The 26,814-nt window shown below is 48.1% G+C and carries 17 protein-coding genes; 12 read left to right on the plus strand and 5 right to left on the minus strand.

What is annotated here, in order from left to right:
• The first annotated feature begins 9 nt into the window (after positions 1-9).
• A complete protein-coding gene (locus tag C6P39_RS12735) occupies positions 10-1,767 on the plus strand; it encodes an ABC transporter substrate-binding protein (RefSeq protein ID WP_104804016.1) in 1,758 nt (585 codons plus the stop codon).
• Between the two features lie 118 nt (positions 1,768-1,885).
• Here C6P39_RS12735 and C6P39_RS12740 read toward each other — a convergent pair whose 3' ends face one another.
• Positions 1,886-3,427 carry a response regulator gene (locus tag C6P39_RS12740; RefSeq protein ID WP_104804017.1) on the minus strand — a complete coding sequence of 514 codons (1,542 nt, stop codon included), beginning with the start codon at positions 3,425-3,427 and terminating at the stop codon, positions 1,886-1,888.
• A complete protein-coding gene (locus C6P39_RS12745) occupies positions 3,408-5,240 on the minus strand; it encodes a sensor histidine kinase (protein ID WP_158661556.1) in 1,833 nt (610 codons plus the stop codon). The genes C6P39_RS12740 and C6P39_RS12745 overlap by 20 nt, the downstream gene beginning before the upstream one ends.
• 316 nt (positions 5,241-5,556) lie before the next feature.
• Between C6P39_RS12745 and yicI the strand changes: the two genes are divergently transcribed.
• Entirely contained in the window at positions 5,557-7,893 is a 2,337-nt protein-coding gene (gene yicI / locus C6P39_RS12750; RefSeq protein WP_104804019.1) for an alpha-xylosidase, read from the plus strand.
• A 58-nt stretch (positions 7,894-7,951) separates the two neighbouring features.
• A complete protein-coding gene (locus tag C6P39_RS12755; protein ID WP_104804020.1) occupies positions 7,952-10,045 on the plus strand; it encodes a beta-glucosidase family protein in 2,094 nt (697 codons plus the stop codon).
• A 136-nt stretch (positions 10,046-10,181) separates the two neighbouring features.
• On the opposite strand, the gene C6P39_RS12760 is transcribed toward C6P39_RS12755, so the two are convergent.
• Complete coding sequence (locus tag C6P39_RS12760; protein WP_095175946.1) at positions 10,182-10,829, minus strand: SH3 domain-containing protein; 648 nt, start codon at positions 10,827-10,829, stop codon at positions 10,182-10,184.
• 76 nt (positions 10,830-10,905) lie between these two features.
• Entirely contained in the window at positions 10,906-12,273 is a 1,368-nt protein-coding gene (locus C6P39_RS12765) for an MATE family efflux transporter (RefSeq protein ID WP_095175945.1), read from the minus strand.
• A 615-nt stretch (positions 12,274-12,888) separates the two neighbouring features.
• Here C6P39_RS12765 and C6P39_RS12770 point away from each other — a divergent pair.
• The 6 genes from C6P39_RS12770 (at position 12,889) to C6P39_RS28180 (ending at position 20,140) form a co-directional block, all read left to right on the plus strand.
• On the plus strand, positions 12,889-13,707 hold the full coding sequence (locus C6P39_RS12770) for an FAD binding domain-containing protein (protein WP_104805921.1): 819 nt from the start codon (positions 12,889-12,891) through the stop codon (positions 13,705-13,707).
• Positions 13,697-14,176, plus strand: coding sequence for a (2Fe-2S)-binding protein (locus C6P39_RS12775; protein WP_095175944.1), 480 nt, complete (start codon positions 13,697-13,699; stop codon positions 14,174-14,176). Before C6P39_RS12770 ends, C6P39_RS12775 begins: the two co-directional genes overlap by 11 nt.
• A complete protein-coding gene (locus C6P39_RS12780; protein ID WP_104804021.1) occupies positions 14,173-16,482 on the plus strand; it encodes a xanthine dehydrogenase family protein molybdopterin-binding subunit in 2,310 nt (769 codons plus the stop codon). The genes C6P39_RS12775 and C6P39_RS12780 overlap by 4 nt, the downstream gene beginning before the upstream one ends.
• A 95-nt stretch (positions 16,483-16,577) precedes the next feature.
• Positions 16,578-17,996 carry an APC family permease gene (locus tag C6P39_RS12785; RefSeq protein ID WP_095175942.1) on the plus strand — a complete coding sequence of 473 codons (1,419 nt, stop codon included), beginning with the start codon at positions 16,578-16,580 and terminating at the stop codon, positions 17,994-17,996.
• Positions 17,997-18,165: 169 nt separating this feature from the next.
• Positions 18,166-19,434, plus strand: coding sequence for a M18 family aminopeptidase (locus tag C6P39_RS12790; protein WP_104804022.1), 1,269 nt, complete (start codon positions 18,166-18,168; stop codon positions 19,432-19,434).
• Between the two features lie 574 nt (positions 19,435-20,008).
• A complete protein-coding gene (locus tag C6P39_RS28180) occupies positions 20,009-20,140 on the plus strand; it encodes a hypothetical protein (RefSeq protein ID WP_278277971.1) in 132 nt (43 codons plus the stop codon).
• Between the two features lie 27 nt (positions 20,141-20,167).
• Here the strand turns inward: C6P39_RS28180 and C6P39_RS12795 are convergent, their stop codons facing one another.
• Positions 20,168-21,400, minus strand: a complete 1,233-nt coding sequence (locus C6P39_RS12795) for a MerR family transcriptional regulator (protein WP_158661557.1) — start codon at positions 21,398-21,400, stop codon at positions 20,168-20,170.
• A gap of 262 nt (positions 21,401-21,662) precedes the next feature.
• Here C6P39_RS12795 and hisD point away from each other — a divergent pair, with 262 nt between their 5' ends.
• From hisD to C6P39_RS12810, 3 genes are all read left to right on the plus strand, one after another.
• Positions 21,663-22,940: a histidinol dehydrogenase gene (gene hisD / locus C6P39_RS12800; RefSeq protein ID WP_104804024.1), complete on the plus strand. Its 1,278-nt coding sequence runs from the start codon at positions 21,663-21,665 to the stop codon at positions 22,938-22,940.
• A gap of 29 nt (positions 22,941-22,969) precedes the next feature.
• Entirely contained in the window at positions 22,970-24,457 is a 1,488-nt protein-coding gene (locus C6P39_RS12805) for an APC family permease (protein WP_104804025.1), read from the plus strand.
• Between the two features lie 763 nt (positions 24,458-25,220).
• Positions 25,221-26,801, plus strand: coding sequence for an ATP-binding protein (locus tag C6P39_RS12810; protein WP_104804026.1), 1,581 nt, complete (start codon positions 25,221-25,223; stop codon positions 26,799-26,801).
• The last annotated feature ends 13 nt before the right edge of the window (positions 26,802-26,814 follow it).

Raw genomic sequence — 26,814 nt, forward strand, 5'->3', positions numbered from 1 at the left:
AGAGAGAAAATGAAAAAGCGTGTAATCAGTATTTTATTGTGCCTTGCATTGACAGGGTCTGCTGCACTGTCCGGGTGCGGAGAAGATAAGAGTGTTTCTGCAGGCAACAGCAATAGCAAATATAAAGAGTTTATCACAGTAGACGTATTTGATGCCCTGGCAAATTATCAGGGAATCCAGTCTGGCTGGTTTGCAAAGGTTGTTAGGGATAAGTTTAATATGGAACTGAATATTATTGCTCCCAACGTAGCCGGTGGAGGCGATACTCTATTCCAGACACGTTCAGCAGCAGGTAACCTGGGTGACCTGATTATTGCAGGGGCTGACAACGGGCGTTTCAGCAACATGGTAAAAGCGGGGCTTTTGGCTGATATGACTGAGCTGTTGGAGAACAAGGACATTATGAAGAATTATGAGGCAGCAATCACAAAAGTTAATAAGATTGCCGGACAGGATGGGATATTTGGTATACCTAGTGAGATATCCAATCAGTCACCTGAGGTATCCGCGGATGGTATTGAACCGCTGGTAGCGCCTTATGTGCGGTGGGATGCCTATAAGGAAGCCGGATATCCCCAGATGAAGACACTTGAGGACTTTATTCCTGTCATGAAAGCTATGCAGGATAATACACCGAAAAGTGATTCCGGAAAACCAACCTATGCCATTTCCCTGTTCAAAGACTGGGATGGAAATATGATGGTTGGGGCAAAAAACTATGCATCGCTGTACGGCTACAATGAACTGGGCTTTGTGCTCTCCAAGGCGGACGGCAGTGATGACCAGGATGTGGTGGCAAGTGACGGGGTGTATGTGCAGGCATTGAGGTTCCTGTTTGAGGCCAACCAGGCCGGGCTTGTGGATCCGGAGTCCACCACCCAGAATTACGATATTCTCTCAAATAAATATCGGGATGGCCAGATACTAACCTCCCTATGGTCTTATCAGGGGCCTGCTTTTTACAATACAGCAGAGAGGAAAAATCAGGGAAAGGGCTTCATGCCGGCATTCATTGAAGACAGTTCCCCGTTCTCCTTTGGATGTTATGCAGATGGAAATGGCAAAACCATTATCGGAATAGGCAGCCAGGCAAAAGACCCGGAGAGGATGGCAGATTTTATTGATTGGCTTTATTCCCCTGAAGGAATGGAAATCGGCGGACAGTCCGGCGGCGGCGCAGGACCGGAAGGTCTGACCTGGGAGATAAAAGACAACAGGGCAGTGCGTACAGAGTTTGGTGATAAGGCACTGGCAGGTGAGAAAGTGGACGTACCGGAGGAATGGGGCGGTGGTGAATGGTCAGACGGCGGCCCGGCCTTGAATTTCAAGCCTTTGTCACCGGTGGATATTGACCCCAAAATCGACGAACCGTATCTGTCTACCATGTGGTCCTCCGTGCTGGAGAAAAATACCACGCCGCTGGATACGGACTGGCAGGAAAAATCCGGCGGAGCAAAGACTACCATAGAATTTCTGGAAAGCAAAGATGCCTTGTCTGTCTCGCCGGGAACCTCCTATATACAGCCGGAGGAATCCTCAGATATTACCACGCTCAGAAACCAGTGCAAGACGGTCATAGTGGATGATTCCTGGAAGATGATCTTTGCCAAGGACGAGGTAGAGTTTGAAAGTACCCTGAAACATATGCAGGACACGGTGAAAGGTCTTGGCTATGAAGAGGTTCTTGAACTAGATATGAAAAATGCAAAAGAACAGTCTGTATGCAGGACACAGGCAGTAGAGGAATATAACAGCAGAGAGAAATAGGAAGAAATATCCCAGTTAGCGCAGATTATGTACGGACTTGAAAATGAATGTGAAAAAAACAGCGAAACCTGTCAGGCGGTTTCGCTGTTTTTGTCTTTGCTGTGAAGGATTTGAGTCATCATTTTGACGGATGTGACTTTCTGTATTCCGCCGGACTCATTCCCACATACTTTTTAAATTTTTTATGGAAGTAGTCAACATTTGTGTAGCCCACAAGCTGAGAGATCTCATAGACTTTATAGTCATGGTCCAACAGTAGCTTTTTTGAATTTTCTATTCGGACTTCGTCGATATAGGAATTGAAATTTTTCCCGGTTGCCTTGCTGAATACTTTTCCAAGATAGGAGCTGTTATATCCGAATAATTCGGCAATGGTTCCGAGTTTCAGGTTTTCCTGGTAATTATGTCTGATGTACTGCAGGATTCCGTCCATAACACTCTCTCTGGTGGGAGAGCCAATAGCATTCATACTCATTTCAAATTGTACTGTTAAGAACTGCAGTATTTCATACAGGTAGCAATTTTCTTCTATGGTACTCATAATAGCCGCGTTGCTGGGGAACGGGATATTTATGGTGCCATAGGTGTGGGTGATGATAGATTTAACCTGTATCATGATATCTGCCAGGAAATGTTTAAAAAGAGATATTTCCGTTTTTGTGTGATATAAATAATCTTTCAATTCATCTAGTGCCGAGAGGAGCATATGCCGGTTTCCGGATTGGATGTAATCAGAAATTCGCTGGGAATAGATATCTTCCAGGACCGTATTTTCGTGGAAGTCCGCAGGAGTTTCAGGAAGGTCCCGGCAGTCCAGCACATGCTGGTTGAAGCGGCAGAAAAATCTGCGTTTCATCAGCAGTTTGGCGTCCTCAAAGGAAATATGTATCTGTTCTGGAGAATAGACAGGCCTGCCGCAGGTGAGGAACAGGGAATCCAGCGGGGAACCTTTCTGGGGCTGGCTGATATGATGTTTTATCAGCTCCTGAAAACGGTTCAGGGCAAATTCACCCTTTAATATAATGACATTCTGGTTTTCCATCCTGATATAGTCAAGTGAATTATGATTTTTATTAGCAAGCCTCAGGATACTGGCAAAATCCCATGTTGTCTGAAAAGATTCCTGGTTGTAATTTGTGTATAGCACTACCTGATAGACTGGTGATTCCAGCATGATATCGTGATAGTCCAGAAGTGCATAGCTGGCCTTATTGCAGAGAATATCTTGCAAAATGGACTCTCTTGCCCTGTCACGGTACTGGACCAGCTTTTTCCTGGTCTCCTGTTCGCTCTGTATAGAGTCCTTGGCTTCGAGGACAGCTTTTTCCAATTCATCTTCGTCGATGGGTTTGGTGAGATAACAGGTTACACCGTAGCGTATAGCTTCCTGGGCATAGGAAAAGTCAGAGTAGCCGCTCAGGATGATAAAGCGACCTTTAAATCCGTGCTCTTTTGCCTGTTTCACCACCTCGAGGCCGGAAAGCCTGGGCATACGGATATCCAGCAGTACCACATCCGGATGGGATTTAAGTATCTGCTCCAGGGTATCCTGACCGTTTTTTCCCTCCCCGCAGATATAAAAGCCCATTTTTCCCCAATCCAGAAGATACCGGATGCCTTCCCTGACATCTATTTCATCATCAGCGATAAAAAGCTTCATTTTTCTTTTCTCCTTTTCCGCAGTCTATACTTTCCGGCTTCTGTACCGGAAGTATCATTGTAAACAGAGTCCCCCAATTTTTACGGCTCCTGGCTTTCAGTCCGTATCCGGTGCCGTAACAGAGTACAATCCTTTGATAAATATTGTAAAGCCCGATACTTTTGGAGGATTCTTTGGGGTGATGGTAAATAGTTTGCTTCATCTGTTCCAGTTCCTGCGGCGTCATACCGCAGCCGTTATCAAAAATCTCAATATATAACTTTTCTTCTTTTATATGAATGTGAATAATGATCTTTCCATTCTGTTCCACCTCCTCCAGACCATGGAGGATGGCATTTTCCACTATGGGCTGCAGCAGTAGGGGCATGATCTGATATTCAGACAAATCCATATCCGGTGGTGTCTTCAGGGAATAATTTACCCTATCGTGAAAACGCAGTTTCTGGATGGCTAGATATGTCCGTATATAATCCAGCTCTTTTGAAAGAGTTGTAAATGAGGTGGCTGTGTTTTCAAGCACATACCGCATGGATTTTCCAAGGAGTTTTACCGCATTTGCCACCTCTGCGTTGCCAGCCTTAAGGGAGCGCATGCGGATCGTTTCCAGCGTATTATAGAGAAAATGGGGATTGATCTGGCTGGACAGCATCTTAAATTCCATGCGCTGCTGCTGATTCGCAAGCTCCTGGGCTTTGATCTGTGCCTCGTACACAGATGCCTCCTTGCGCAGGATATCCTGCACCATTATATTAAGGTCTGCAAAGGCCTCAGAAATCTCGTCCTCCCCGTGAAAGGTATCTGTAATATGATAATTGCCCCTGCTAGCCTTATGCATGGATTCCCTGAGGGTAATGACACGCCTGCTAAAGTACCGTGAGAAGACATAGATAAAGGTGCTGGTAATGAAGAGTATCAGCAGCAGGATTCCGAGATAGACTCCGGTGATCTTATTGATATAAGGATATCCGTCATAATTAAGAGTGGCAGCGTGGAAAATATCATCTGAGTAAGCTGTGGACATGGAGGAAACACAGCCTATGACACTGTAATCCGAAAACCGGAGTTTTCCCAGATAGTATCCGGTGGGACCTTGTGCATATGTCTCCAGTTCGGGATCAATGCTCCGTCTGTCACTGCAGTAAAAGATATCATCTCCTTCCAGCCAAAGCACAGTGTTCAGGGCGCTGTTCTCGATTCTGTTTTTAATATGATTGCTGCTCACGATCAGATTGAGAATGGCATAGCTGTTGATCTGCGGAAGGAAGATCCTGGTGTGCAGGCAGAGCATGAGGGATTCATTGCCGAAGTCATCCGCCACCATTTCCTCCGTCCAGAATGGGGTCACAGTTTCGTAAGCCCTTTTAAACCAATCTTCCTTTTGAACATCATCAGTTATCTGATGGATATACTTTCCGTCTCCAAGGGTGGTGTTGTAGGTATAAACAGATACGTGCTGGATAGAAACATCCTGAGAAAGCAGTTTGCGGAAACCATCGTAATTCTCCATAGCCTGGAAGGATTCATCGGATGAAGGAAAGGAAGAGGTCAGTAGTTTGGTCAGTTCATTGTCGTTGGCCAGGGATTCCGCTTTGTTATGTACATTGGCGGTCAGGTCAAGAAGAAGGGACTTCACCCTCAGATTGTCGGAATGTGACTGATCCTTATAATGTTCCAGGAGCAGCGTACGCGTATTGTATACAAGATAATTTCCTATCGTGATAACAGGAATAAAGATAGCGATGAAGAAAATAATGTACAGCTGTTTCTGTACTCTGATTCTGGTAAAAATATCCCACATTTTCTTGCATGTCATAAACAGTCCGGCCCTTTCTTTCATATCTTAAGTGACACACTTGCTGTGTCATGAGTTACGGGGTACTCATAGAGTATATTTTTTATTATATCGGCTTTTCCGAGGAATGGAAAGCGGATAGGAAAAAAAGGTACGGTAATTTTTGGTGGTATTTTGTATTCATTATTAGAGGCATACACTGATTTTTTGCGTGTTTTCCCTATAATTATATCTGTATGCAGGGCAGCGGCTCTCATTTATAATTCAAGTCAGAAGAAAGTCCGCACGGGGCTTTCCTGTATCAGGATGATCAAATTATAAAAGGAGGAAACAGTATATGAAATTCAGTAATGGATGCTGGCTTCAGAAAGAAGGATGTGCATGTTTTGCACCGCAGCAGGTATATTTTTTCAGAAAGGAACATAAAAGAGTGATTATCTGTGCGCCCACTGCCAGAATCACGCACCGGGGGGATACCCTGGGAGGGATTAACCTGACCCTGGAGATTAGTTCGCCGATGCCAGAGGTGCTGAGAGTTCGTACCATTCATCACAGAGGCGTGAAAAATAATGGCCCAGAATTTGAGTTGTATGGAGGGGAACCGGAGGACTTGGATGTAAAAGAGGACGCAGAGACCATACGGGTTTCAAGCGGCAGCCTCTCCCTGGTGCTGACAAAGGAAAACTGGAGTATGACATATGAGAGGGATGGTGAAGTGCTCTCAAAGAGCAGTGGGCGTGACTTGGCCTATATGAAAACAGACTGGAAGGGATACGCCTATGACAAAGGTAGCCGGGATGCCTATATGCGGCAGCAGTTGGAGTTGTCAGTGGGAGAACTGGTCTATGGCCTTGGAGAGCGGTTTACTCCGTTTATAAAAAATGGGCAGAGTGTAGATATTTGGAATGAGGATGGAGGAACAAGCACGGACCAATCCTATAAGAATATTCCTTTTTACCTTACAAATAAGGGGTATGGTGTCTTCGTAAACCATCCAGAAAAGGTGTCCTTTGAAGTGGGGACAGAACAGGTGTCAAAAGTGGAGTTCAGCGTACCGGGCGAGTGTCTGGATTACTTTTTTATCAATGGCCCCTACATGAAAGGCGTGCTGGAACGATATACTAGTCTGACAGGTAAACCGTCCCTGCCTCCTCAGTGGACCTTTGGACTGTGGCTTTCCACATCATTTACGACCAATTACGATGAGGATACAGTTATGAGCTTTATTGACGGGATGGAGGAACGGGGGATTCCGCTGCAGGTGTTCCATTTTGACTGCTTTTGGATGAAGGAATTTCACTGGAGTGATTTTGTCTGGGACAACAGAGTATTTCCCGACCCGAAAGGTATGCTTAACAGAATCCGAGAGAAGGGTCTGAAAATATGTGTCTGGATTAATCCTTATATTGCGGAGGAATCCTGCCTGTTTGAGGAGGGTATGGAAAAAGGATATCTGGCCATGAGAAAAAACGGCGATGTGTGGCAGTGGGATATGTGGCAGCCCGGGATGGCCCTTGTGGACTTTACCAATCCTATGGCCTGTAAATGGTACCAGGACAAGCTGGAATGTCTTCTTGATATGGGGGTGGACTGTTTTAAGACGGACTTTGGGGAGCGGATCCCCACAGAAGGTATCAGGTATTATGACGGCTCAGACCCGATGAAGATGCATAATTACTACACTTATCTCTATAATAAGACCGTATATGAACTGCTGGAGAAAAAAAGAGGTTCCCGGGATGCTGTCCTGTTTGCAAGGTCAGCCACTGTAGGGGGACAGAAATTCCCCGTTCACTGGGGCGGGGACTGCTGGTCCAGTTACCAGGCTATGGCGGAGAGTCTGAGAGGTGGGTTGTCTCTGGCCATGTCAGGATTCGGATACTGGAGCCATGATATCGGAGGATTTGAAAGTACCTCCACACCGGATGTCTACAAGAGATGGGCCGCCTTTGGCCTGCTTTCCTCCCACAGCCGGCTCCATGGAAGTACCTCTTACCGTGTACCCTGGGCATATGATGAGGAATCAGTAGAAGTTCTGCGTTATTTTACCAAGCTTAAACTGGAACTGCTGCCATATCTCTGCAGCAGCGCCGCAGAAACCTCCAGGAGCGGTGTTCCCATGATGAGGAGCATGGTGCTGGAATTTGAGCAGGACCCAGTATGTCAATACCTGGACAGGCAGTATATGCTTGGGGAGAAACTTCTGGTGGCACCTGTTTTTCGCGAGGACGGAGAGGTATCCTATTATCTTCCACGTGGAACATGGACGAATTATTTTACCGGAGAGACAGTCTCAGGCGGAATTTGGCGCAGGGAACATCACGGATATTTATCTGTCCCCCTCTGGGTAAGAGAAAACACGATTCTTCCCACGGCAGACAAACTGGCCAGGGCAGCAGACTCCTATGTGGAAAAATTGGTTCTGAGAGTATATAACCTTGGAAAAGAGGCTGGGACCGAGGTATATGAGGAGGGAAGGGAGATTCTGCGAATTAAGGCAGAACAGAAGGAAAATGTGATATCCTTCTGTTCTGCAGCGGACAGGGTATATCAGATCCGGTTTATGAACCGCAGTCTTGACAGCGTGAGCGGTGGTAGACTGACGCTGGATGGACAGGATAGTATTGTAGAAGTGACCAGGCCGTCTTCGGAGGTTGTCTGCAGATATCTGTAAATCAAGAATCTGGTAAAACAGGCTTTTAACAGAAGCTTCAGGAAAAGAGGATAGTTGAATGGATACAGAGATGGTAAAAAAGGCAAAGAAACTGCTGGGAGAAATGACCCTGGATGAAAAAATAGGAATGATCCACGGCGCGCAGCTTTTTGAAACAGAAGGGGTTCCCAGATTGGGCATCCCGCCTCTCAAAATGTCAGACGGTCCTATGGGCGTGCGCCATGAGTTTGAAGGTGACCAGTGGAAGACCGTGGGGTATTCGGATGATTATGTGACATACCTTCCCTGCAACAGTGCGTTGGCTGCCACATGGAACAGAAATTTGTCCTGGGAGACGGGGTGTGTACTGGGTGAGGAAGCCAGAGGCCGTGGAAAAGATGTGATATTGGCTCCGGGAATCAATATCAAGAGGAGTCCTCTGTGTGGGAGGAATTTTGAATACTTCAGCGAGGACCCCTATCTGACTGGAGAATTAGCAGTACCTTTTATCCGGGGTGTGCAGTCTTTTGATGTGGCAGCCTGTTTAAAACATTTCGCGGTGAACAATCAGGAGACAGAGCGTCTGTGGGTGGATGTGGAGATTGAGGAACAGGTACTAAGAGCTATTTACCTGCCTGCTTTTCACAAGGCAGTGGCAAAAGGCGGTGTGCTGGCAGTCATGGGGGCATATAATAAGCTCTGGGGGGAACATTGCTGTGAGAGCAGGTTCCTTTTGGACAAGATACTGAGAGAAGAGTGGGATTATGACGGGGCGGTGATCTCCGACTGGGGTGCCGTCCATGACACGGACAGGGCAGCCCGTTGCAGTTTGGATGTGGAGATGTCTGTCACATCTGATTTTAATGCGTATTGTATGGCGGACCCACTGAAGGAGAAAGTGCTGTCCGGGGAAATCAGTGAGAGTGTTGTGGATGAAAAGGTGATCAGGATTCTGGTTCTTATGATGCGCCTGCATATGCTGGATGGCAGGCGGAAATCCGGCAGCTATAATACAGAGGTTCACAGAAGGAAGGTTCTGGAGGCTGCCAGGGAATCTGTAGTTCTCTTGAAAAATGAAAAAGACCGCTTGCCTCTGCAGAGGGAAAATTTGAAAAATGTACTGCTGATTGGAGAAAACGCAGACCGCCTCCATGCAGACGGTGGAGGGAGTGCGGAGATAAAGGCTCTGTATGAAATCTCGCCGCTTATGGGATTGAAGTCCCGGCTGGGAGGGAATGTGAGAGTGGATTATGCGCGGGGATACTGCAGCAGTGAAGAGTTTGGAGAAAATGACAGGGAAGGAAACGGACAGGAACCCCATAACTGGCAGGAGACCAGCTTAGAAGATGGTGGTTCCCGCCTGACAAAAAAAGAGGCAGAGGGGAGTCTGCTAAAAGAGAAAAGGCGGAAACTCAGACAGGAGGCAGTGGAACTGGCAAAGTGTTTTGATACGGTCATTTACATAGGCGGTTTGGACCACAGCCATGACTGCGAGGGGAATGACCGGGAGAATATGAAACTTCCTAATGAACAGGATGACCTTATCCAGGAGCTTCTGGAGGTAAGGCCTGATATGATCGTAGTGATGATTGGTGGAAGCCCTGTAGAAATGGGAGCCTGGATTGATAAGACAGATACCCTGGTCTGGGGATGGTATGCAGGTATGGAGGGTGGAAACGCCATGGCAGAGGTGCTGCTTGGGGAGACTGTACCATCAGGAAAACTACCTGAGACATTTTATAAAACACACCTGGACTGTTCCGCGCACGCCCTGGGTGAATTTCCCGGAGATAAAAAGGTTTCATATAAAGAAGGTTTGTATGTGGGGTATCGATATAATGATACTTACAGTGTGGAACCACAATTTTGTTTCGGACATGGTCTTTCTTACACAACATTTGAATACAGTGCCCTGCAGATAAAAAAAGAGGAGAAGCGTATCTGTTTTAGAATTAAAAACACGGGAAAGACAGCGGGAAAAGAGACAGCACAGTTGTATATAAGAAGAAAGAAGAAAGACTGGCCGCTTCAGGAGTTGATAGGGTTTGAGAAAGTATTCCTGGAGACCGGAGAAGAAAAAGAAGTGGTGATGAATATAGAAACAGATACAGCGGGGTGTGAAATCCTGGTGGGAGGTTCCTCCAGGGACATCCGCCTGCGATGTGAAGGGTAGGGGATGCTGCGCGCGGTCAGCAAAATGTATACGATGCGTCCGTGTATCTGTTCAGTCATAAAAGAAACCGGGAAGAACCGCAATCTTCCAGGTTTCTTTTAATATACTATTTTTTTGATGAAAAAGTGAGAGGTTATTAATCTGAGAGATATTCCCCCCACACATACCCTGTTTCCCCTTCATAGACGATCCGGTGCCAGCCGTTATCGCAGATTCCGGTCCGTGTCACGGTGGCGCCGCCCTGCAGAACCCCAAGGACTTCCGCCTGACTTGCTGCGTCTGCTCTTACATTTACAGGGCTTTTCACTGTGACAGTCTCTGTTTTCTCCTCCACCTCAGTGCCGGAATCCGGCTCATCGTATCCGGCCTTGCCGGAATGGAATCCTTCCGCATCCCCGCTGGGGGAAATCACTTTTGTCCCGTCTGTTGGCAGCAGTCCCGCATTATCGTCTGTTGTGATGATCTTTCTAAGCCGCACCTTGCTGGTATCCGTCCCATCCAGGGGACCTACATAGATCAGCGTCACTTCATTGCCGGGAATAATTCCGTTTTTACAGTCAAGTTCAGCTTTCGTCATATCAAAAGTCAGTTTTTCATTATCTGAAGTGATCACACTGATTTCTTTTCCGGTAAAGGCCGTCACGGTTCCATCCATGGAAGCAGAAACAGAGTCCAGTGCAGCCTCTTCCTCTGCGGCACTGTCATCCTTGCCGCAGGCGTTAAGCACAGTCAGACACAGGACAGACAGCAGCAGCAGGAGAAGATATTTCAGTTTGTCTTTCATTCCTTATATCCCCTTTCCCATTTTCTAATATTTTAAAGTATTTCGGTAAAATGTCAACGAAAGTTTTTCTAAAGTCTTATTGGCGGAGCCGTTTTTCCAAATGTTTTTTAAAAAAGAGGAGGAATGCCGCAACTGCCATGACAGAGGCGATCCCATCTGCGATCGGCTGAGCATAAAACGCACTTTTGGCTCCAAAAAAGATAGGAAGAAAAATGGTAAAGAGCATATAATCCCCTTTTCGGAACATGGAGAGGAAGAGTGCAGTTCTGGAAAGCCCAAGTGCTGTAAACCCATCCACAAATACATACTGGAAGCTGAGGGGAATGATCAGCATTGTAAATACACCGATTCCCCATGTGGAGAGAGAGACCAGAGACGGTTCATCTGTAAAGATCCTGATAAAGTACCCCGGAACGACCCTGGAGAGGACAAACATCACGGTTGTAAAGCAAAGACACAGCAGCAGAATATATTTTTCTGCTTTTTTCACTCTGTCCACAGCCTTGGCACCGTAATTGTAGCTGAGTATGGCCTGTGTTCCGCTGGATATTCCCAGCATGGGGCCAGTGATAAGCATCATGTAACTCTGCACAATGGTGGCGCAGGTGATGAGCGTGTCGCCCTCGCCGGGTCCGCCGTACTTCTGCAGCATGGCATTTAAGACAATGATGATAACGCTGTCAGTGGCCAGGATCAGGAACGGGGAGACTCCCAGTATCAGGATCCGCTTTATGATCATGGGGGACCAGGCCGGTTTCCTGAGTAATGTGATCTTGATGGGAACCTTTTTGCCTATGAGGAAGCAGAAGGCAAAGGCGCAGGAGGCAAACTGTGCAATGACGGTGGCGATGGCCGCGCCTGCCACATCCATATGCAGGACAAAGATAAAGACCGGGTCCAGGATCATGTTGGTGACAGCCCCTATCAGCACAGTGGTCATTCCCACACCGGGAAATCCCTGGCAGGTGATAAAATAGTTCAGCCCGATCGCCATGAGCGCAAAAAAGGTTCCTGCGGTGTATATAGTGAGGTAGGTATCCGCGTATACAAAGGTTGCAGCACTTGCCCCGAACCAAAGCAGGAGATATTTTTTGGTCAGGAGAAAAAGGAAAGTCAGCAAAGCGGAGAAGACCACCAGCATGGCAAAGCTGTGAGCCAGTATGGACTGTGCCTGTTTCTTCCGCCCAGCGCCCAGGCGCATGGACATGAGGATAGAGCCGCCCAGTCCTATGAGGGTTCCAAAGGAGGTGAGGAGGGTGACAATAGGTCCGCATATCCCCACGCCTGCCAGTGCCAGATCCCCGATCTTGGGAATGTTGCCAATGAACATTCTGTCAATGATGCTGTAGAGCACAGTGACGAACTGGGCGATCATGGAGGGTACGGCCAGTTTGAGGACCAGCACCCACACCTTGTCCCTGCCCAGATCAGTTGTCTGTTTCATGATTTTAAGTATCCTTTCGTCTCTATTATTATGATGGCAGAACCGCAGATATTCTTATGCGGAAGTTCTGCGGGCTGCCGGTAATCTTTTACATCACGATTCCATTATAAAGAAAAAGCAGTAATTTGTCATCTGTATTTCATGATTTCCATTTGCGCGCGGGGCGAAACACAAGTGGACTGTCTGTTCAAAGCTGTGGACGCTTCATGATTTCCGTTTGCGCGCGGGGCGAAACACAAGTGGACTGTCTGTTCAAAGCTATGGACGCTTCATGATTTTCGTTTGTGTGTGCGGCGAAACACAAGTGGACTGTCTGTTCAAAGCTGTGGACGCTTCATGATTTCCATATGCGTGTGCAGCGAAAAACTGCCGGTAATGCTGGAATTTGCAGGGGAGCGGTAAAACAGCTTGCACCTCGTAAACAGCCTATGTTATAATTTCCTCAAAGAAGGTCCAAAGCAGCCGTTCGATTGTATGAACGGTTACGGTTGAAAAGAGGCTTTCTATAATTTGGCTATTGATAGGTTGACTTTTGGGAGCACTGCATCAGCAGTGTTTTTTTGAGCGATTCATATGAATCCATGCAGGCTGCCCAAAAACGGAGAGGAATGGATTATGCTTAAGATTAAAGAGTATGTGAAGGTGAACAGTCTGGAAGAAGCCTATGAGCTGAACCAGAAGAAATCATCCCGCGTGCTTGGGGGAATGGTCTGGATGAAGATGATGAACCGAAGTGTGGGGACTGCCATTGATCTGTCGGGACTTGGACTGGACACAGTGAAAGAGACAGAGGATGAGTTTGTGATCGGCTGTATGGCCTCCCTGCGGACTCTGGAGACACATGCCGGGATAAACACTTATACGGACGGAGCAGTGCGGGAGAGCCTGCGGCACATTGTGGGGGTGCAGTTCAGAAATTGTGCTACTGTGGGCGGCAGCATTTATGGAAGATTTGGGTTTTCGGATGTGCTTACTATGTTTTTGGCGCTGGATTCTTATGTGGAGCTGTTTGGAGGCGGCAGGATCTCCATGGAAGAGTTTTCAAAGAGGAAGGCGGACAGGGATATCCTGGTGAATATCATTGTTAAGAAACACGCACAGAGATCCGTGTATTTGAGCCAGAGGAATGCCAGCACAGATTTCCCTGTTCTGGCCTGTGCGGTATGTCTTGACGAGGAGGGTATGCGGCTTTCCATCGGGGCAAGACCGGGCAGGGCGGTCCTTATGAAAGAGGCAGCAGAAACCCCTGTGAACAATGAAAATATGAGTCAAAAGGAGTGGAACAGACAGGCAGAGCTGCTGGCAGAGAAGGCAGCCAAAAGTATAACCACAGGAAGCAATATGCGGGCTTCAAAGGAATACAGGACTCATCTGGTCCGCGTTCTGGCAAAAAGGGCGCTGCTGGCAGCAGGAGGTATGGGAAATGGAAATTAAATTTACTCTAAACGGAAAAAAAGTACAGACAGAGGCTGCTCCGGATCTGCTGCTTCTGGACCTTCTGCGGGAGAAGGGCTGTTACAGTGTGAAGCGGGGATGCGAGACAGCCAACTGTGGTCTGTGCACGGTATGGATGGATAAAAAGCCGGTACTGTCCTGCAGCATGCTGGCGGTGCGTGCAGACGGACGTGAGATCGTGACCCTTGAGGGAATGCAGAAAGAAGCGGAGGAGTTCGGTTCCTTTTTGGCAGACCAGGGGGCAGAGCAGTGCGGATTCTGCAATCCGGGCTTTCTTATGAATGTCTTTGCTATGCTGGAGGAGATCCAGGACCCCACAGAAGAGGAGATTGGGGAGTACCTGTCCGGCAACCTCTGCCGCTGTTCCGGGTTTATGGGGCAGACAAGAAGTATCCTGGCATTTTTAAAATATAAGAAGGAACAGAGGGAAGGAGGCAGTGACAGATGAGTTATGTAAACAAACCGGTGAGAAAAAAAGATGCCATGGCTCTTGTTACCGGTCAGCCGGTGTACACGGATGATTTGGCACCGAAGGACTGTCTCATAGTGAAGGTGCTGCGAAGCCCCCATGCCCATGCGTGGATAGAGGAAATTAAGACTGACAATGCCATGAAAGTTCCGGGGATTGCCTGTGTTCTCACATATGAGGATGTGCCTGGGGAGAGGTTTACCATGGCTGGGCAGACTTACCCGGAATTCAGCCCTTATGACAGGCTGATTCTGGACCAGAGAATGCGCTTTGTGGGAGACGCCGCTGCCATTGTTGCGGGGGAGACGGAAAAAGCCGTGGACCGTGCGCTGAAAATGATCAAGGTGAAATACAAAGTGCTGGAGCCTGTCCTGGATTTTCATGAAGCAAAGGACAATGCAGTCTGTATCCATCCGGAGGACAACTGGGAGTCACGTTTTCCTGTGGGGGCGGACAATAAACGGAATCTATGCGCCCACGCGGAGGAGGGCACCGGGGATGTGGAGCAGATCCTGGCAGACTGCGACTGTGTGGTGGAGCGGACATATCACACAAAGGCCAACCAGCAGGCAATGATGGAGACCTTCCGCAGCTATACTTATATGGACCATTTCGGAAGGCTGAATATTGTGTCCTCCACCCAGGTGCCCTTTCATGTGAGAAGGATCCTGGGACGCGCACTGGGGATCGGAGCGTCCAAAGTCCGTGTCATTAAACCACGTATTGGCGGCGGCTTTGGTGCAAAGCAGACAGTAGTGGCGGAGGTCTATCCTGCGATGGTGACCGTGAAGACAGGGAAGCCGGCAAAGATGATCTTTTCACGCTATGAGTCCCAAATCTGTTCTTCACCCCGCCATGAGATGGAATTAAAGGTCCGTATCGGTGCGGATAAGGAAGGCACCATCCGGGCTATTGATGTGTACACGCTGTCAAATACAGGTGCGTTCGGTGAACACGGCCCTACTACGGTGAGACTGTCCGGGCACAAATCCATTGCCCTTTACCGGAACACCGAGGCATACCGTTTTGTGTACGATGTGGTCTATACGAACCAGATGTCAGCCGGAGCTTACAGAGGATACGGAGCCACCCAGGGTATTTTTGCGGTGGAGTCAGCGGTGAACGAGCTGGCGGAAAAGCTGCATATGGACCCGGTTGTGCTGCGTGAGAAAAATATGACAAAAGAGGGCGGCAGATTTATTGGTTATGACGGCGGCACAGAGGTGACAAGCTGTGCCCTGGACCGCTGTATGGAAAGAGCCAAAGAGATGCTTGGATGGGATGAAAAATATCCTTGCAGGGTGATGCAGAACGGTAAAGTCCGCGGCGTGGGCGTTGCCATGGCTATGCAGGGTTCTTCCATCGCGTGTGTGGATGTGGGAGGTGCCTCTGTGAAGCTGAATGAGGACGGATCCTACACCTTGAGTCTGGGCGCTACGGATATGGGAACCGGCTGTGATACCGTGCTCTCCCAGATGGCAGCTGATACCCTTGGAACAGAGTTTGACAATATTGTAGTGTTTGGGGTGGATACCGATATATCCCCATATGATTCCGGTTCCTACGCATCGGCTACCACATATCTTGCGGGAAAAGCAGTGGTGAAGGCGTGTGAAAATCTCAGGGAGCGTATCTGGACCCTGGGCGCTGAAATGCTGGAGACATCCAGGGAGGACACGGAATTTGACGGCAGCAAAGTGAGCAGAAAAGACGGAAGTGCAGCGGTCAGCCTGGAAGAGATCGGTATCCGTGGGACTTTCGGTAACAATAATTCTCTTCAGGTAACGGAAAATGCCTCCTCCCCCATCTCACCGCCCCCATTTATGGTAGGCATGGCAGAAGTGGAAGTGGACCGGGAGACCGGAGCCGTGGAAATGATCGATTATGTGGCAGTCGTGGACTGCGGGACACCCATCAACCCCAACCTTGCCAGGGTGCAGACAGAGGGCGGTATTGCCCAGGGGATCGGCATGGCTCTTTTTGAGGATATCCAGTACAGCCAGCGTGGACAGATGCTGAACAATTCCCTGATGCAGTACAAGATCCCTACACGTCTCGATGTGGGAAAGATCCGTGTGGATTTTGAGAGCAGCTTTGAAGGAAGCCATCCTTTCGGCGCCAAATCCATCGGTGAGATCGTGATCGACACCCCCTGTCCGGCCATCGCGGCGGCAGTCTGCAACGCCACAGGGGTGAGGGTTTCTGAGATGCCCATCACACCGGAAAAAGTAGCCATGGGAATTGCAGGAATTAATTCTGATAATTGCAAAAAAGGCGAATTTTGACGATATTTAGACAGTTATTTTGGTACCTTGAACAGGCTGGCGATTCCCGGTGAGACTGATAAAAACCGGGAGAAAAAATCAAGGAGAGGTAAAAAATGAAACAACAAGAAAGTGAAAAGAAAATCTTGTGGTACAGCCTTGCGTTTATGGCATTTTCCACTGTTTGGGGATTCGGAAATGTGATCAACGGATTCTCAGAGTACGGCGGATTAAAGGCAATCATATCCTGGGTGATCATATTTGCCATATATTTTGTGCCATATGCACTGATGGTAGGCGAGCTGGGCAGTGCCTTCAAGGATGCGGGCGGCGGTGTCAGCTCCTGGATCCTGGAGACTATAAGCCCGAGAATGGCCTACATGGCCGGATGGACATACTGGATCGTCCACATGCCTTATATTTCCCAGAAGCCAAGTGCTTCCTTTATTGCAGCAAGCTGGGCGATCTTCAGGGACAACCGGATCAGCTCCATGAACACAAGAGTGCTGCAGGTTTTATGTCTGGTATTATTCCTGTTTGCCGTCTGGGTGGCATCCAAGGGGATCAATGTGCTGAAAAAGCTATCCACACTGGCGGGTTCCACCATGTTTATCATGTCCCTGCTGTTTGTGGTCATGATGCTGGCAGCTCCGGCTATCACTCATGCAAATGTACTGGATATAGATTGGTCTGTGAAGACCTTCATGCCGTCTTTTGATGCGAAGTTTTTACTGAACCTGTCCATTCTGGTGTTTGCCGTGGGCGGATGTGAAAAGATATCTCCGTATGTAAATAAGACAAAGAATCCTGCGAAGGATTTCTCAAAGGGCATGATCGCCCTGGCTATCATGGTTGCCGTCTGCGCTATGCTGGGAACCGTTGCCATGGGTATGATGTTTGACTCCAACAACATTCCGGAAGACCTTATGACAAATGGTGCCTACTATGCCTTCCAGACCCTGGGAGAGTATTACGGACTGGGCAACTTCTTCGTGGTGGTATATGCGATCTGTAACCTGATCGGACAGTTTACGGTTATGATCATCTCCATCGACGCGCCCCTCCGTATGCTGCTTGACAATGCGGATGACAATTTCATCCCTGCGTCCATGTTCAAACAGAATAAACACGGCACTTATACAAACGGCCACAAGCTGGTCATGATCATTGTGTCCATTCTGATCATTGTTCCAGCGATCGGTATCGGAAGCGTGGATACCCTGGTACGCTGGCTGGTAAAGGTGAACTCGGTTTGTATGCCTCTGCGTTACCTCTGGGTGTTTGTGGCGTACATTGCCCTGAAGAAGGCAGGGGAGAGATTCCCGGCGCAGTACCGTTTTGTGAAGAACAGGACTTTAGGCGTTATTTTGGGCGCATGGTGTTTCCTGTTCACCGCATTTGCGTGTATTCTGGGTATCTATTCTGAGGATACTTTCCAGTTTGTGCTGAACATTGTGACTCCCTTCGTACTGATCGGACTGGGATTCATTATGCCGCAGATCGCAAAACGTTCCAAAGCAAAGGGGCAGGCATAAATAACGGCAGGGGTGTGCGGCAACACATACCACTGCAGAAAGAGCGTCTGGCTGCCAAACGGCAGCCGGGCGTTTGTTATTCAAATTCCTGTTGGCAGAACCGGGCCGGACAGGTACAATAGAAAATAGGAAGTCCCATGAGCGGACAGAATTCAAGGAGGAAGATTTTATGTACAGAGAAACAGCAGAACAGCTTCTGGCCTTTATTGAGAAAAGCCCAAGCTGCTTTCACGCCATTAAAAATATGAAGGAAATCCTTTCGGCAGATGGTTTTGCAGAGCTGAAAGAGGAAGACAAGTGGGAGATTACTAAGGGGGGCAGATATTTTGTCACCAGAAATGACTCCTCCATTGTGGCATTTACCATTCCGGAGACCGGATTTACGGGATACCGGATCATGGCCAGCCACAGCGATTCCCCTACTTTCAAGATCAAGGAAAATCCGGAGATGGAAGTGGACCATAAGTATGTGAAGCTGAATGTGGAGCGTTACGGCGGGATGCTCTGCGCTCCCTGGTTTGACCGTCCCCTTTCCGTAGCAGGAAGAGTGATCGTAAAAGAGGGAGACGCTTTTGTCACAAAGCTTGTGGATGTGGACAGGGACCTTCTGATGATCCCTAATCTGGCAATCCATATGAACCGGGAAGTCAATGACGGGTACAAATATAATGCGCAGGTGGATATGCTTCCCCTGTACGGTGATTTTTCCTCTAAAGATACCTTTATGAGGACGATTGCAGAGAACGCAGGTGTGAAGGAGGAAGACATTTTAGGACATGATATTTTCCTGTATAATCGTGTAAAGGGAAGTATCTGGGGGGCTAATGAGGAATTTGTATCCTCCTCACGTCTGGATGATCTGCAGTGTGCTTTCTCCTCTCTTCAGGGATTTTTAAAGGGAGATAAGAAAGAGTATGTGGCAGTGCACTGTGTGCTGGACAATGAGGAAGTGGGAAGCGGAACCAAGCAGGGCGCGGCTTCCACATTCCTTTACGATACACTGGTGCGTGTAAATGAGTGTCTGGGACTGTCTTATGAGGAGTATCTGAGAGGGCTTGCAAAGAGCTTTATGCTCTCCGCGGACAATGCCCATGCAGTCCATCCAAACCACAAGGAAGCGGCAGACCCGGTGAACCGCCCTTATATGAACGAGGGAATCGTGATCAAACACAGCGCAAACCAGAAATACTGTACTGACGGTGTTTCCGCTGCAGTCTTCAAAGATCTATGCAGGGAGGCGGGCGTGCCGTTCCAGACATTTACAAACCGTTCGGATATGCTGGGAGGTTCCACCCTTGGAAACATTTCCAATACAAAAGTGGCGTTAAACGCTGTCGATATCGGCCTTCCGCAGCTTGCTATGCACTCTCCTTTCGAGACGGCAGGGGTGAAAGATACCTGCTATCTGATCCGGGCTGCTGAAAAATTCTTTAAATAATGGTATGCTTTGTCTAGCAGACAAGTAAAATATCTAAAATCAGGTACTAATAAATGGCCACACAGATTTAAGTGTGGTCATTTTCTATGCATACCACTTTTCTTTATATTTCTTAATTTGTTTATTTTCAGCTATAGGATATTCTGTGGGTTTATCACAGGTCATTGTTTCAATCCGTACCTCCGGAGGCGGCTTACACGGATACTTGTCCTGAGGACGTTCTTATGCCCTGATCTTGACATGGCCTGTTCCATGTTCTGTTTTTTCAGTTTCCCTTGAAATGAGGTATCATATCATTCGGGGCTGCTTTTTTCTGTTTCTGTACAGGGATTTACGAATGGCATGGGATTTTATGCTCTGCCGGAGATTGTTTCCAAACAGGAGAGAGGTGATGTATAATAGTATCTGTTATTTATACAGCAAAAGTGTGGACATCGTGCAGATCATGCCATGTAAAACACTTTTGACACACGTATTTACGGCCATGTAAAAGGGCTTTGATAGAAATAACGGCCTGAAGATCCTATACTGGATACAGGTCGAGAGAACAAATAATAACGAGGAGGCGGAAACATTGGAGCTGCATACGCAGATTAAGAAATATCGGACAGGTATGAAATTATCCCAGGAAGAATGGATGCGCACCCTTGATGTTCAAGCGTGCGGCATCCTCTTTTTTAGTTTGCACGCCGTGGGCGCGCTCTGATGGGTGTAAGTCGTGCACATGTGTATTCTATTTTCTGGCATGGTAAGGCATCAGATGCATCTTCTCACCTTTCACATGAAACCCAAATCCCAAGTTGTTCCCCGAATCCGTCACAGCTCCGCTGTCTTCGGAGTCCACCAGGCAGAATCCTGCTTTTTCCAGGGAGGAGAGGAAATAGCTCAGATGAAAGTTGCTGCTGCTGCACTCCGGGTACTGGCTTAGGAGGAGCCGCATGGATTTGGGGGCATTTTCAAAGTAGAAATAGGTGCCCACTAATTCCGCCTGTGCAGTCAGATAGGGAGCGATCCTTTCATATAAAAATGTGTCATGATAAAAATTATGTTCGTTTGCTGCAAAGAAGTCAAGATGTACATCTATGCAGTTTTCTTTCAGCGGAAAACGGGTGCTGGAGTCTGCCAGATACAGGATGTCCAGTTCCGGTTTCTGGCGTTCGATCAGATGTTTGTACATGAGGAGTGTTTCCGGATATTTGTCAATGACTATGTACAGGCTGTCTGTGGGCAGATATTCCAGGTGGTTGTGCATAAAAAACCAGGCGTTGACATATGTTTCCGCAACTACTTTTTTGTGCAGGCCAGACTCTTGGATCTGTTTGAGCATCCAGTTATAGGAGCGCTGGAAGGTGCTGATCAGGGCAGGGGGAAGGTCCTTGTAAAGTTCCCTGGTGATATCCGGAGTGTCCTGCAGGTTTTCATTTTTGTTTGGCGTCATGAGGATGCCTGAGGAGATATGAGCGCTGTAACCGCAGGCGCAGGATAAGTTCCCTTTGTAAATAAAGCGCTGGTCCATTTCCACCTCAGACAGAGAGAGGGGGCCGCCGCAGACAGGGCAGCGCAAAAGCGGCAGGGCCGAAAGAGGGACACCGGTACTGTGCTGCGGAACGTTTTCACGGGCTTCCATTGCTTTGATATGTGAGTCCAAATGTTCCAATATCTGCTGTTTGCGCCCGATTTCTTTCCTGCAGAAGTCGCGTTTTCCCTTGAAGATTTCTTTCAGTTCTTCCATATCCTGGGGGTCTGCTAATCCTGAGATGCGTTTCAGGGACAGGATAACGTGGATCTCCCGCAGAGAAAAATCCAGCTCTTTTAAGCCCAGGATCCATTCCAGGTCCCTGACGGTCTGTTCATCAAACACATACTGCCCTCTGGGTTTGGGCGGAACCAAGAGACCGTAATTGATATAATAGTAGATATTATCTACAGAAATGTGATATTTTTCTGATACTTTTCCTATGCGCACAACCCTGCACCTCCTGCAAAATCCATATACGTGTTTTGCCCGGCAAAGCACGGAGTTATTTCCGCGGGCAACGAGCCAAGTGGGCATGTTTGTATACACGTTTGACTTACTTTGACTTATACTAGCATAAATCTGGAGTATACTCAAGATTTTCGGCGGTTTTTAGAAAAACGGGTTATTGACCTAAAGCGGACTCTATGATTTATTATGGTATCACGATAAAGAAAACGTATGGAATTCATATAAAAGTGAGGTATGGATCATGAAAATATTAAAAAAAGCGCAAGAGAGAACAGAGGAGGACAGAAAAGAACTGTCCGGTATAGTGCAGGAGATCATAGACAATGTTAGGGCAAACGGAGATGATGCGCTCAGGGAGTACAGCAGAAAATTTGACCAATGTGAAAGAACTTCCCTGCGTGTTTCAAAGGAGGAGATCAGGGAGGCTTATATGCAGCTTTCGCCCCAGGAGGTTGCGGATCTAAAGGCAGCGGCATCCAACATACAGGCATTTGCCCAGGCACAGAGGGAGACTGTGAAGCCTCTCGAAAACTTCAGCCCCATGCCGGGGATTTTTCTGGGTCACAGGATCATTCCCGTAAAATCCTGCTGTTGTTACGTGCCGGGAGGAAATTACCCTCTGTATTCCACAGCCCTGATGCTGATCATTCCAGCCAGGACCGCAGGGGTGGAGCGTGTGACAGCGTGTTCCCCGGTAATGAAGGGAACGGGAAAGATCAACCCCAAGACACTGGCGGCCATGGACATTGCAGGTGTGGATGAAATTTACGCGGTGGGCGGGGCACAGGCTATCGCCGCATTTTCCTACGGGACAGAGGAGATCGCGCCGGTGGATATGATCGTAGGGCCTGGCAACCGCTTTGTGACAGAGGCCAAGAGACAGTGTTACGGCCAGGTGGGGATTGACTTTGTAGCCGGTCCAAGCGAGGTGCTGGTAATTGCCGACGGCAGCGGCACACCGGGGATCGTGGCAGCGGACCTGCTGGCACAGTCTGAACATGATGTCAATGCAAAGGGCATGGTAGTCACTACAGACGAGGCATTCGGCAAGGCAGTGATGGATGCAGTGGAAAAGGAACTGGAAGTGCTGGAGACCGCAGATATTGCGAAAAAATCATGGGAGACATACGGTGAGGTGGTTGTAGTGTCTGACCTCGAGGAGGCAGTGAATATAGTAAATGAGTATGCGCCGGAACATTTGGAGCTGAATGTGAAAAACCCTGATGCCTTGATTCCCGGACTTTGCAATTATGGCTCCCTGTTTATAGGGGAGAATACGGCAGAGGTGTTCGGGGACTATGCATCCGGCACCAACCATACGCTGCCCACGCTGAAAGCGGCCCGTTATACGGGGGGCGTATGGGTGGGAACCTTTTTGAAAACCTGTACGCAGCAGAGCATGACACCTGAGGCTATGAGAAATATTGCGCCTCTGGTTTCCAGACTGGCTGAAGGCGAGGGACTGAAAGGCCACAAACAGGCTGCCGATATCCGATTTTCAGAGGGAAAGCAGGACTAAATTGACAGAAGGAAGAGGGAGAGATCATCGTGAGTAATCAGAATACAAATACATTGAAAAGAACCTTCGGGATGAAGGAAGCGGTCACGATCACAGTGGGGACCGTGGTTGGTGTAGGTCTGTTCACCACAGGTGCCAATGTGGTGGGCGGCCTGGGACCGGCTGTCATCCTGGCTACTTTTGTTGCTATGCTTATCAGTATTTATCCGGCGCTGCTGTATGCGGAGATGGGAGCTGCGCTCCCCTACGCAGGCGGCACATATCAGTACGCATCCCTGGGTATAGGAAAACCCATGGGAATGCTTGCCGGGTGGAATTTTATAATTTCCCTGGTAGCGGTTACCAGCGGGGAGGCACTGGCCTTTAGTTTTTACTTCAAAACTTTTTTCTCTGCACTGGGTATTGAACTGCCTGTGAGCGACCGTGTGGTTGCCACAGTCGTGGTAATAGCGTTCATTATCACAAACGTCCGGGGTGTGGAGATGACCGGAAGGCTCCAGAACGGATTTATGTTCTTTTTCTGGGGTGTAGCGGTCATCTGGTTTTTGACCATGATCCCCAACGTGAATATGCCCAATTTTGTTAAACTCCCTGATTTTATTGCCCAGTCCACTCCGCTTGGTTTTATCGCATCCGTCAGTATGATATGGTGGTGTTTTGCAGGGTTTGAGACCTGTTGCGCCATGGGTGAGGAAATCAAATATCCGCAGATCAACATCCCCCGCGCCCTGTTTCTCGCACCGTTTATTGTGTTTGCGGTGAATGCGGCATTCCAGTGGTTCCTGGTGGGAATCGTGCCCACAGAGCAGATAGCCACCTTGTCCACAGCCAGCGCACCTTTTGCGGAGGCTATGAAAACAGCGGGCATCCTTGGATTTCCATTGATCCTTCTGGCAGCGGGAATTGCTTTTGGCGGTGACTTCTCAACCTTGAATGCCAGTATTGCCGTGCCGCCCAGGTATCTTTTTACCATGGCACGTGACGGAGCTATGCCGAAGGTATTTGCAAAGGTTCATCCTAAATATAAGACGCCTTATATCTCCATCATTGTACTTGGTCTGCTTTCTGCCTTTTTGATCGCGTCCAATTCTATGATCTACATAGCGTCCGTGAGTCTTTTTGCGGATTTGTTTTACTATGTGATCGGTATTGCGGCCTCTTTCGGGCTTCGCAAGAAACACCCTGATCTAAAACGGCCTTTTAAGGCTCCGGGTATCATGATCGGAGCGCCGGTCAGTGTGATCATCTACCTTGTCATGATGACACAGCTTGACAGGGAGGCACTGGTGACAGGTGTTATCTGGTGTGCGCTGGGGCTGATCATATATGCTGTCTGCAGGAAACGTTACCAGAGTGATGAGACGAGGGAAGTGGACCGCCTGATCATGGAGGAAGAGATCCCCACACCTCAGGAGAGACAGAAGATGGATAAAGAATTTAAGATCTGGAGAACTGTGGTGACGTGTGCTGTTGTCATTGCTGTTGTGGCGTATGTGATACCGTTTATTGCGGTGTAAGTTGAAACAGCTTAATATAAGTCTGGCTTACCTGACGGCCGGTGCGGATTGAGAATATAATCCGTGCCGGCTGTTTTTGGCATGAGCCCGCTACGCCGTAGATTTGCAGACGCGCTTGCAGATATCAGGCACTCTATATTCGAGGCATTTACGCCGGCACTAGTGCTCCATCCGGTCAGAAACAATACCGGATGGAATACTGCCGGCTTCAAAAAATTTTATTGATCAATGGCAAATAGAGACAAATTTGGATGGTTTGTAACCGGCAGATTTTGTATCATATCACGAAAATAGAATGTATGTTCGATTTGCATTGAGGGAATTTGCAAAGTGTGATAAACTATGTTTATGACAGGATAAGGTTACTGTTCACAGGCCACTGTACCGGGAGGCGTTTTCATGCCGGAAGCATGAAAATCCCCAGGCAGCCTGCGCGATATGGGGCAGAATGCTCCATATCTGTGCATCGCGAAGCGTGTTACTGGACACGGAGTGAACAGTAACAGGATAATTCCTATCGAAAAAACGGCTGTCTTAAAATTGCTGTCCGTATCTTGTAAAACAGCAGTAAATTTGATAGTGTTTATGTAACGATTCAGCAAATCCCTGCGTTTACCAGGCCGATTATAAGACAGTTTCCTTGTGAAAAAAGGCAGCGCGGCAGTTAAATTTTCAAGGCTAAAGGCGGTTCCCCATAAATTTTAGTCTGTGGATGCAGGGTATGGAACAGTTGCCTGTTCCTAACGATACGGGAGGGTGGAATATGACAATAGAAGAAATTTACTCCGGTGAATCAAAAAATATGGAATTTAAACAGGAGGTTCCCACCAGAAGTGAGCGATATATGAAGACAGTTGTTGCCTTTGCCAACACAGCGGGAGGCAGGCTGATTTTTGGGATTGAGGACGGGACGCACCAAATTTTAGGCGTGCCCCGGGAAACCGTCTTTCAGGCCATGGACAGTCTCACCAATGCTATTTGTGACAGTTGTACGCCCATGATCATTCCTGATATTACCCTGCAGACCATAGAAGATAAGACACTGATCGTGGTGCAGATTTATCCGGGTGGGCAGAGGCCATATTATATAACATCATTGGGAAAAGAAGCAGGGACATATGTGAGGATTTCAGGGACTTCGCGGCCTGCGGACAGTTATCTGCTGCGGGAGCTGGAGTTCGAGGGGATGAACCGGTGTTTTGACCAGACTTATGCAGCCCCCCGTTTGGTGGGAGATACACAGATAGAGGCATTGTGCAGTTCTATGAGACAATACGCGCTGAAGATGTGCGGTACGGAGAATGAGAGAGCGGCAGTAAAGACAGTGACAAAAAGTAATCTGCTGTCCTGGGGAATATTGACCGAAAAGGAAGGGAGAATACTGCCTACCAATGCTTTTGTGCTGCTGACAGACAATGATTTTCTACAGGCAAAGATACAGTGCGCTGTGTTCAGAGGGACAACGAGAGGTGAGTTTCTGGAGCGGCGGGAGTACACGGGACCTATTTATGATCAGATCGATGAAGCATACAACTTTGTTCTGCGCAACATACGTTATGGGGCAAAGTATTCTGGGCTGTACAGAGTAGATGACTATGAACTGCCAATTATCTGTATTCGTGAGATTATTGCTAACGCGGTGACACACAGGAGTTATCTGAACCCCGGATGTGTGCAGGTTGCCATATATGATGACCGTCTGGAGGTAACATCTCCGGGTATGCTGTTCGGAGGGCTGACACTTGCGCAGATGAGAGAGGGATATTCCCGGCCGAGAAACAGAGCGATCGCCAATGCCTTTACCTATATGAAGATTATTGAACAGTGGGGAAGCGGCGTACCCAAAATGCTGAAAGCATGCAGGGAGTTCGGGGTAGGAGAACCTGAATTTTTGGAATCGGGAATGGATTTCCGTGTGAATCTGTATCGGGAATCAGCAGATTTTACAAATCATTCTTTTATAATGGAAAGGCTTCCCGTATACGGAACAGAAAAACAGAATCCGAAAGGGATAACCGCCTGGCCTGCTGTCAATAATACTACCCAAACAGTTGGAAATACTACCCAATCAGTATGCGGCCCTACCCAAACTACGCCGAATACTACCCAAAATGGAGGAGATACCACCCAAATCCCCACGGCACCTATGTCCGATTATGATAGGCAGATATTGCAGGCAGTTAAGGATAATCCATTTATTTCTCAGAGGGAGCTGGCAAGAGAACTGCGGTGGAATGTAGACAGGGTAAAATATTATATGAAGAAGTGGAAAGACAAGGGAGGTCTCCGCCATGTGGGGAGCAGTCATAAAGGATATTGGGAGGTGCTTGTACCGATGGAATGACAGGTATGAGAGC

It is taken from the genome of Blautia marasmi, assembly GCF_900258535.1.
Lineage (GTDB): Bacteria > Bacillota > Clostridia > Lachnospirales > Lachnospiraceae > Blautia > Blautia hominis.

Bases quoted from the DNA above. Each gene is read 5' to 3' on its own strand.
- C6P39_RS12790 (WP_104804022.1), top strand. From the start codon at position 18,166: ATGTACAGAGAAACAGCAGAACAGCTTCTGGCCTTTATTGAGAAAAGC.
- C6P39_RS12810 (WP_104804026.1), top strand. From the start codon at position 25,221: ATGACAATAGAAGAAATTTACTCCGGTGAATCAAAAAATATGGAATTT.
- C6P39_RS12765 (WP_095175945.1), bottom strand. From the start codon at position 12,273: ATGAAACAGACAACTGATCTGGGCAGGGACAAGGTGTGGGTGCTGGTC.
- C6P39_RS12780 (WP_104804021.1), top strand. From the start codon at position 14,173: ATGAGTTATGTAAACAAACCGGTGAGAAAAAAAGATGCCATGGCTCTT.
- yicI (WP_104804019.1), top strand. From the start codon at position 5,557: ATGAAATTCAGTAATGGATGCTGGCTTCAGAAAGAAGGATGTGCATGT.
- hisD (WP_104804024.1), top strand. From the start codon at position 21,663: ATGAAAATATTAAAAAAAGCGCAAGAGAGAACAGAGGAGGACAGAAAA.
- C6P39_RS12770 (WP_104805921.1), top strand. From the start codon at position 12,889: ATGCTTAAGATTAAAGAGTATGTGAAGGTGAACAGTCTGGAAGAAGCC.
- C6P39_RS12735 (WP_104804016.1), top strand. From the start codon at position 10: ATGAAAAAGCGTGTAATCAGTATTTTATTGTGCCTTGCATTGACAGGG.
- C6P39_RS12740 (WP_104804017.1), bottom strand. From the start codon at position 3,427: ATGAAGCTTTTTATCGCTGATGATGAAATAGATGTCAGGGAAGGCATC.
- C6P39_RS12745 (WP_158661556.1), bottom strand. From the start codon at position 5,240: ATGACATGCAAGAAAATGTGGGATATTTTTACCAGAATCAGAGTACAG.
- C6P39_RS12755 (WP_104804020.1), top strand. From the start codon at position 7,952: ATGGATACAGAGATGGTAAAAAAGGCAAAGAAACTGCTGGGAGAAATG.
- C6P39_RS12785 (WP_095175942.1), top strand. From the start codon at position 16,578: ATGAAACAACAAGAAAGTGAAAAGAAAATCTTGTGGTACAGCCTTGCG.
- C6P39_RS12775 (WP_095175944.1), top strand. From the start codon at position 13,697: ATGGAAATTAAATTTACTCTAAACGGAAAAAAAGTACAGACAGAGGCT.
- C6P39_RS12760 (WP_095175946.1), bottom strand. From the start codon at position 10,829: ATGAAAGACAAACTGAAATATCTTCTCCTGCTGCTGCTGTCTGTCCTG.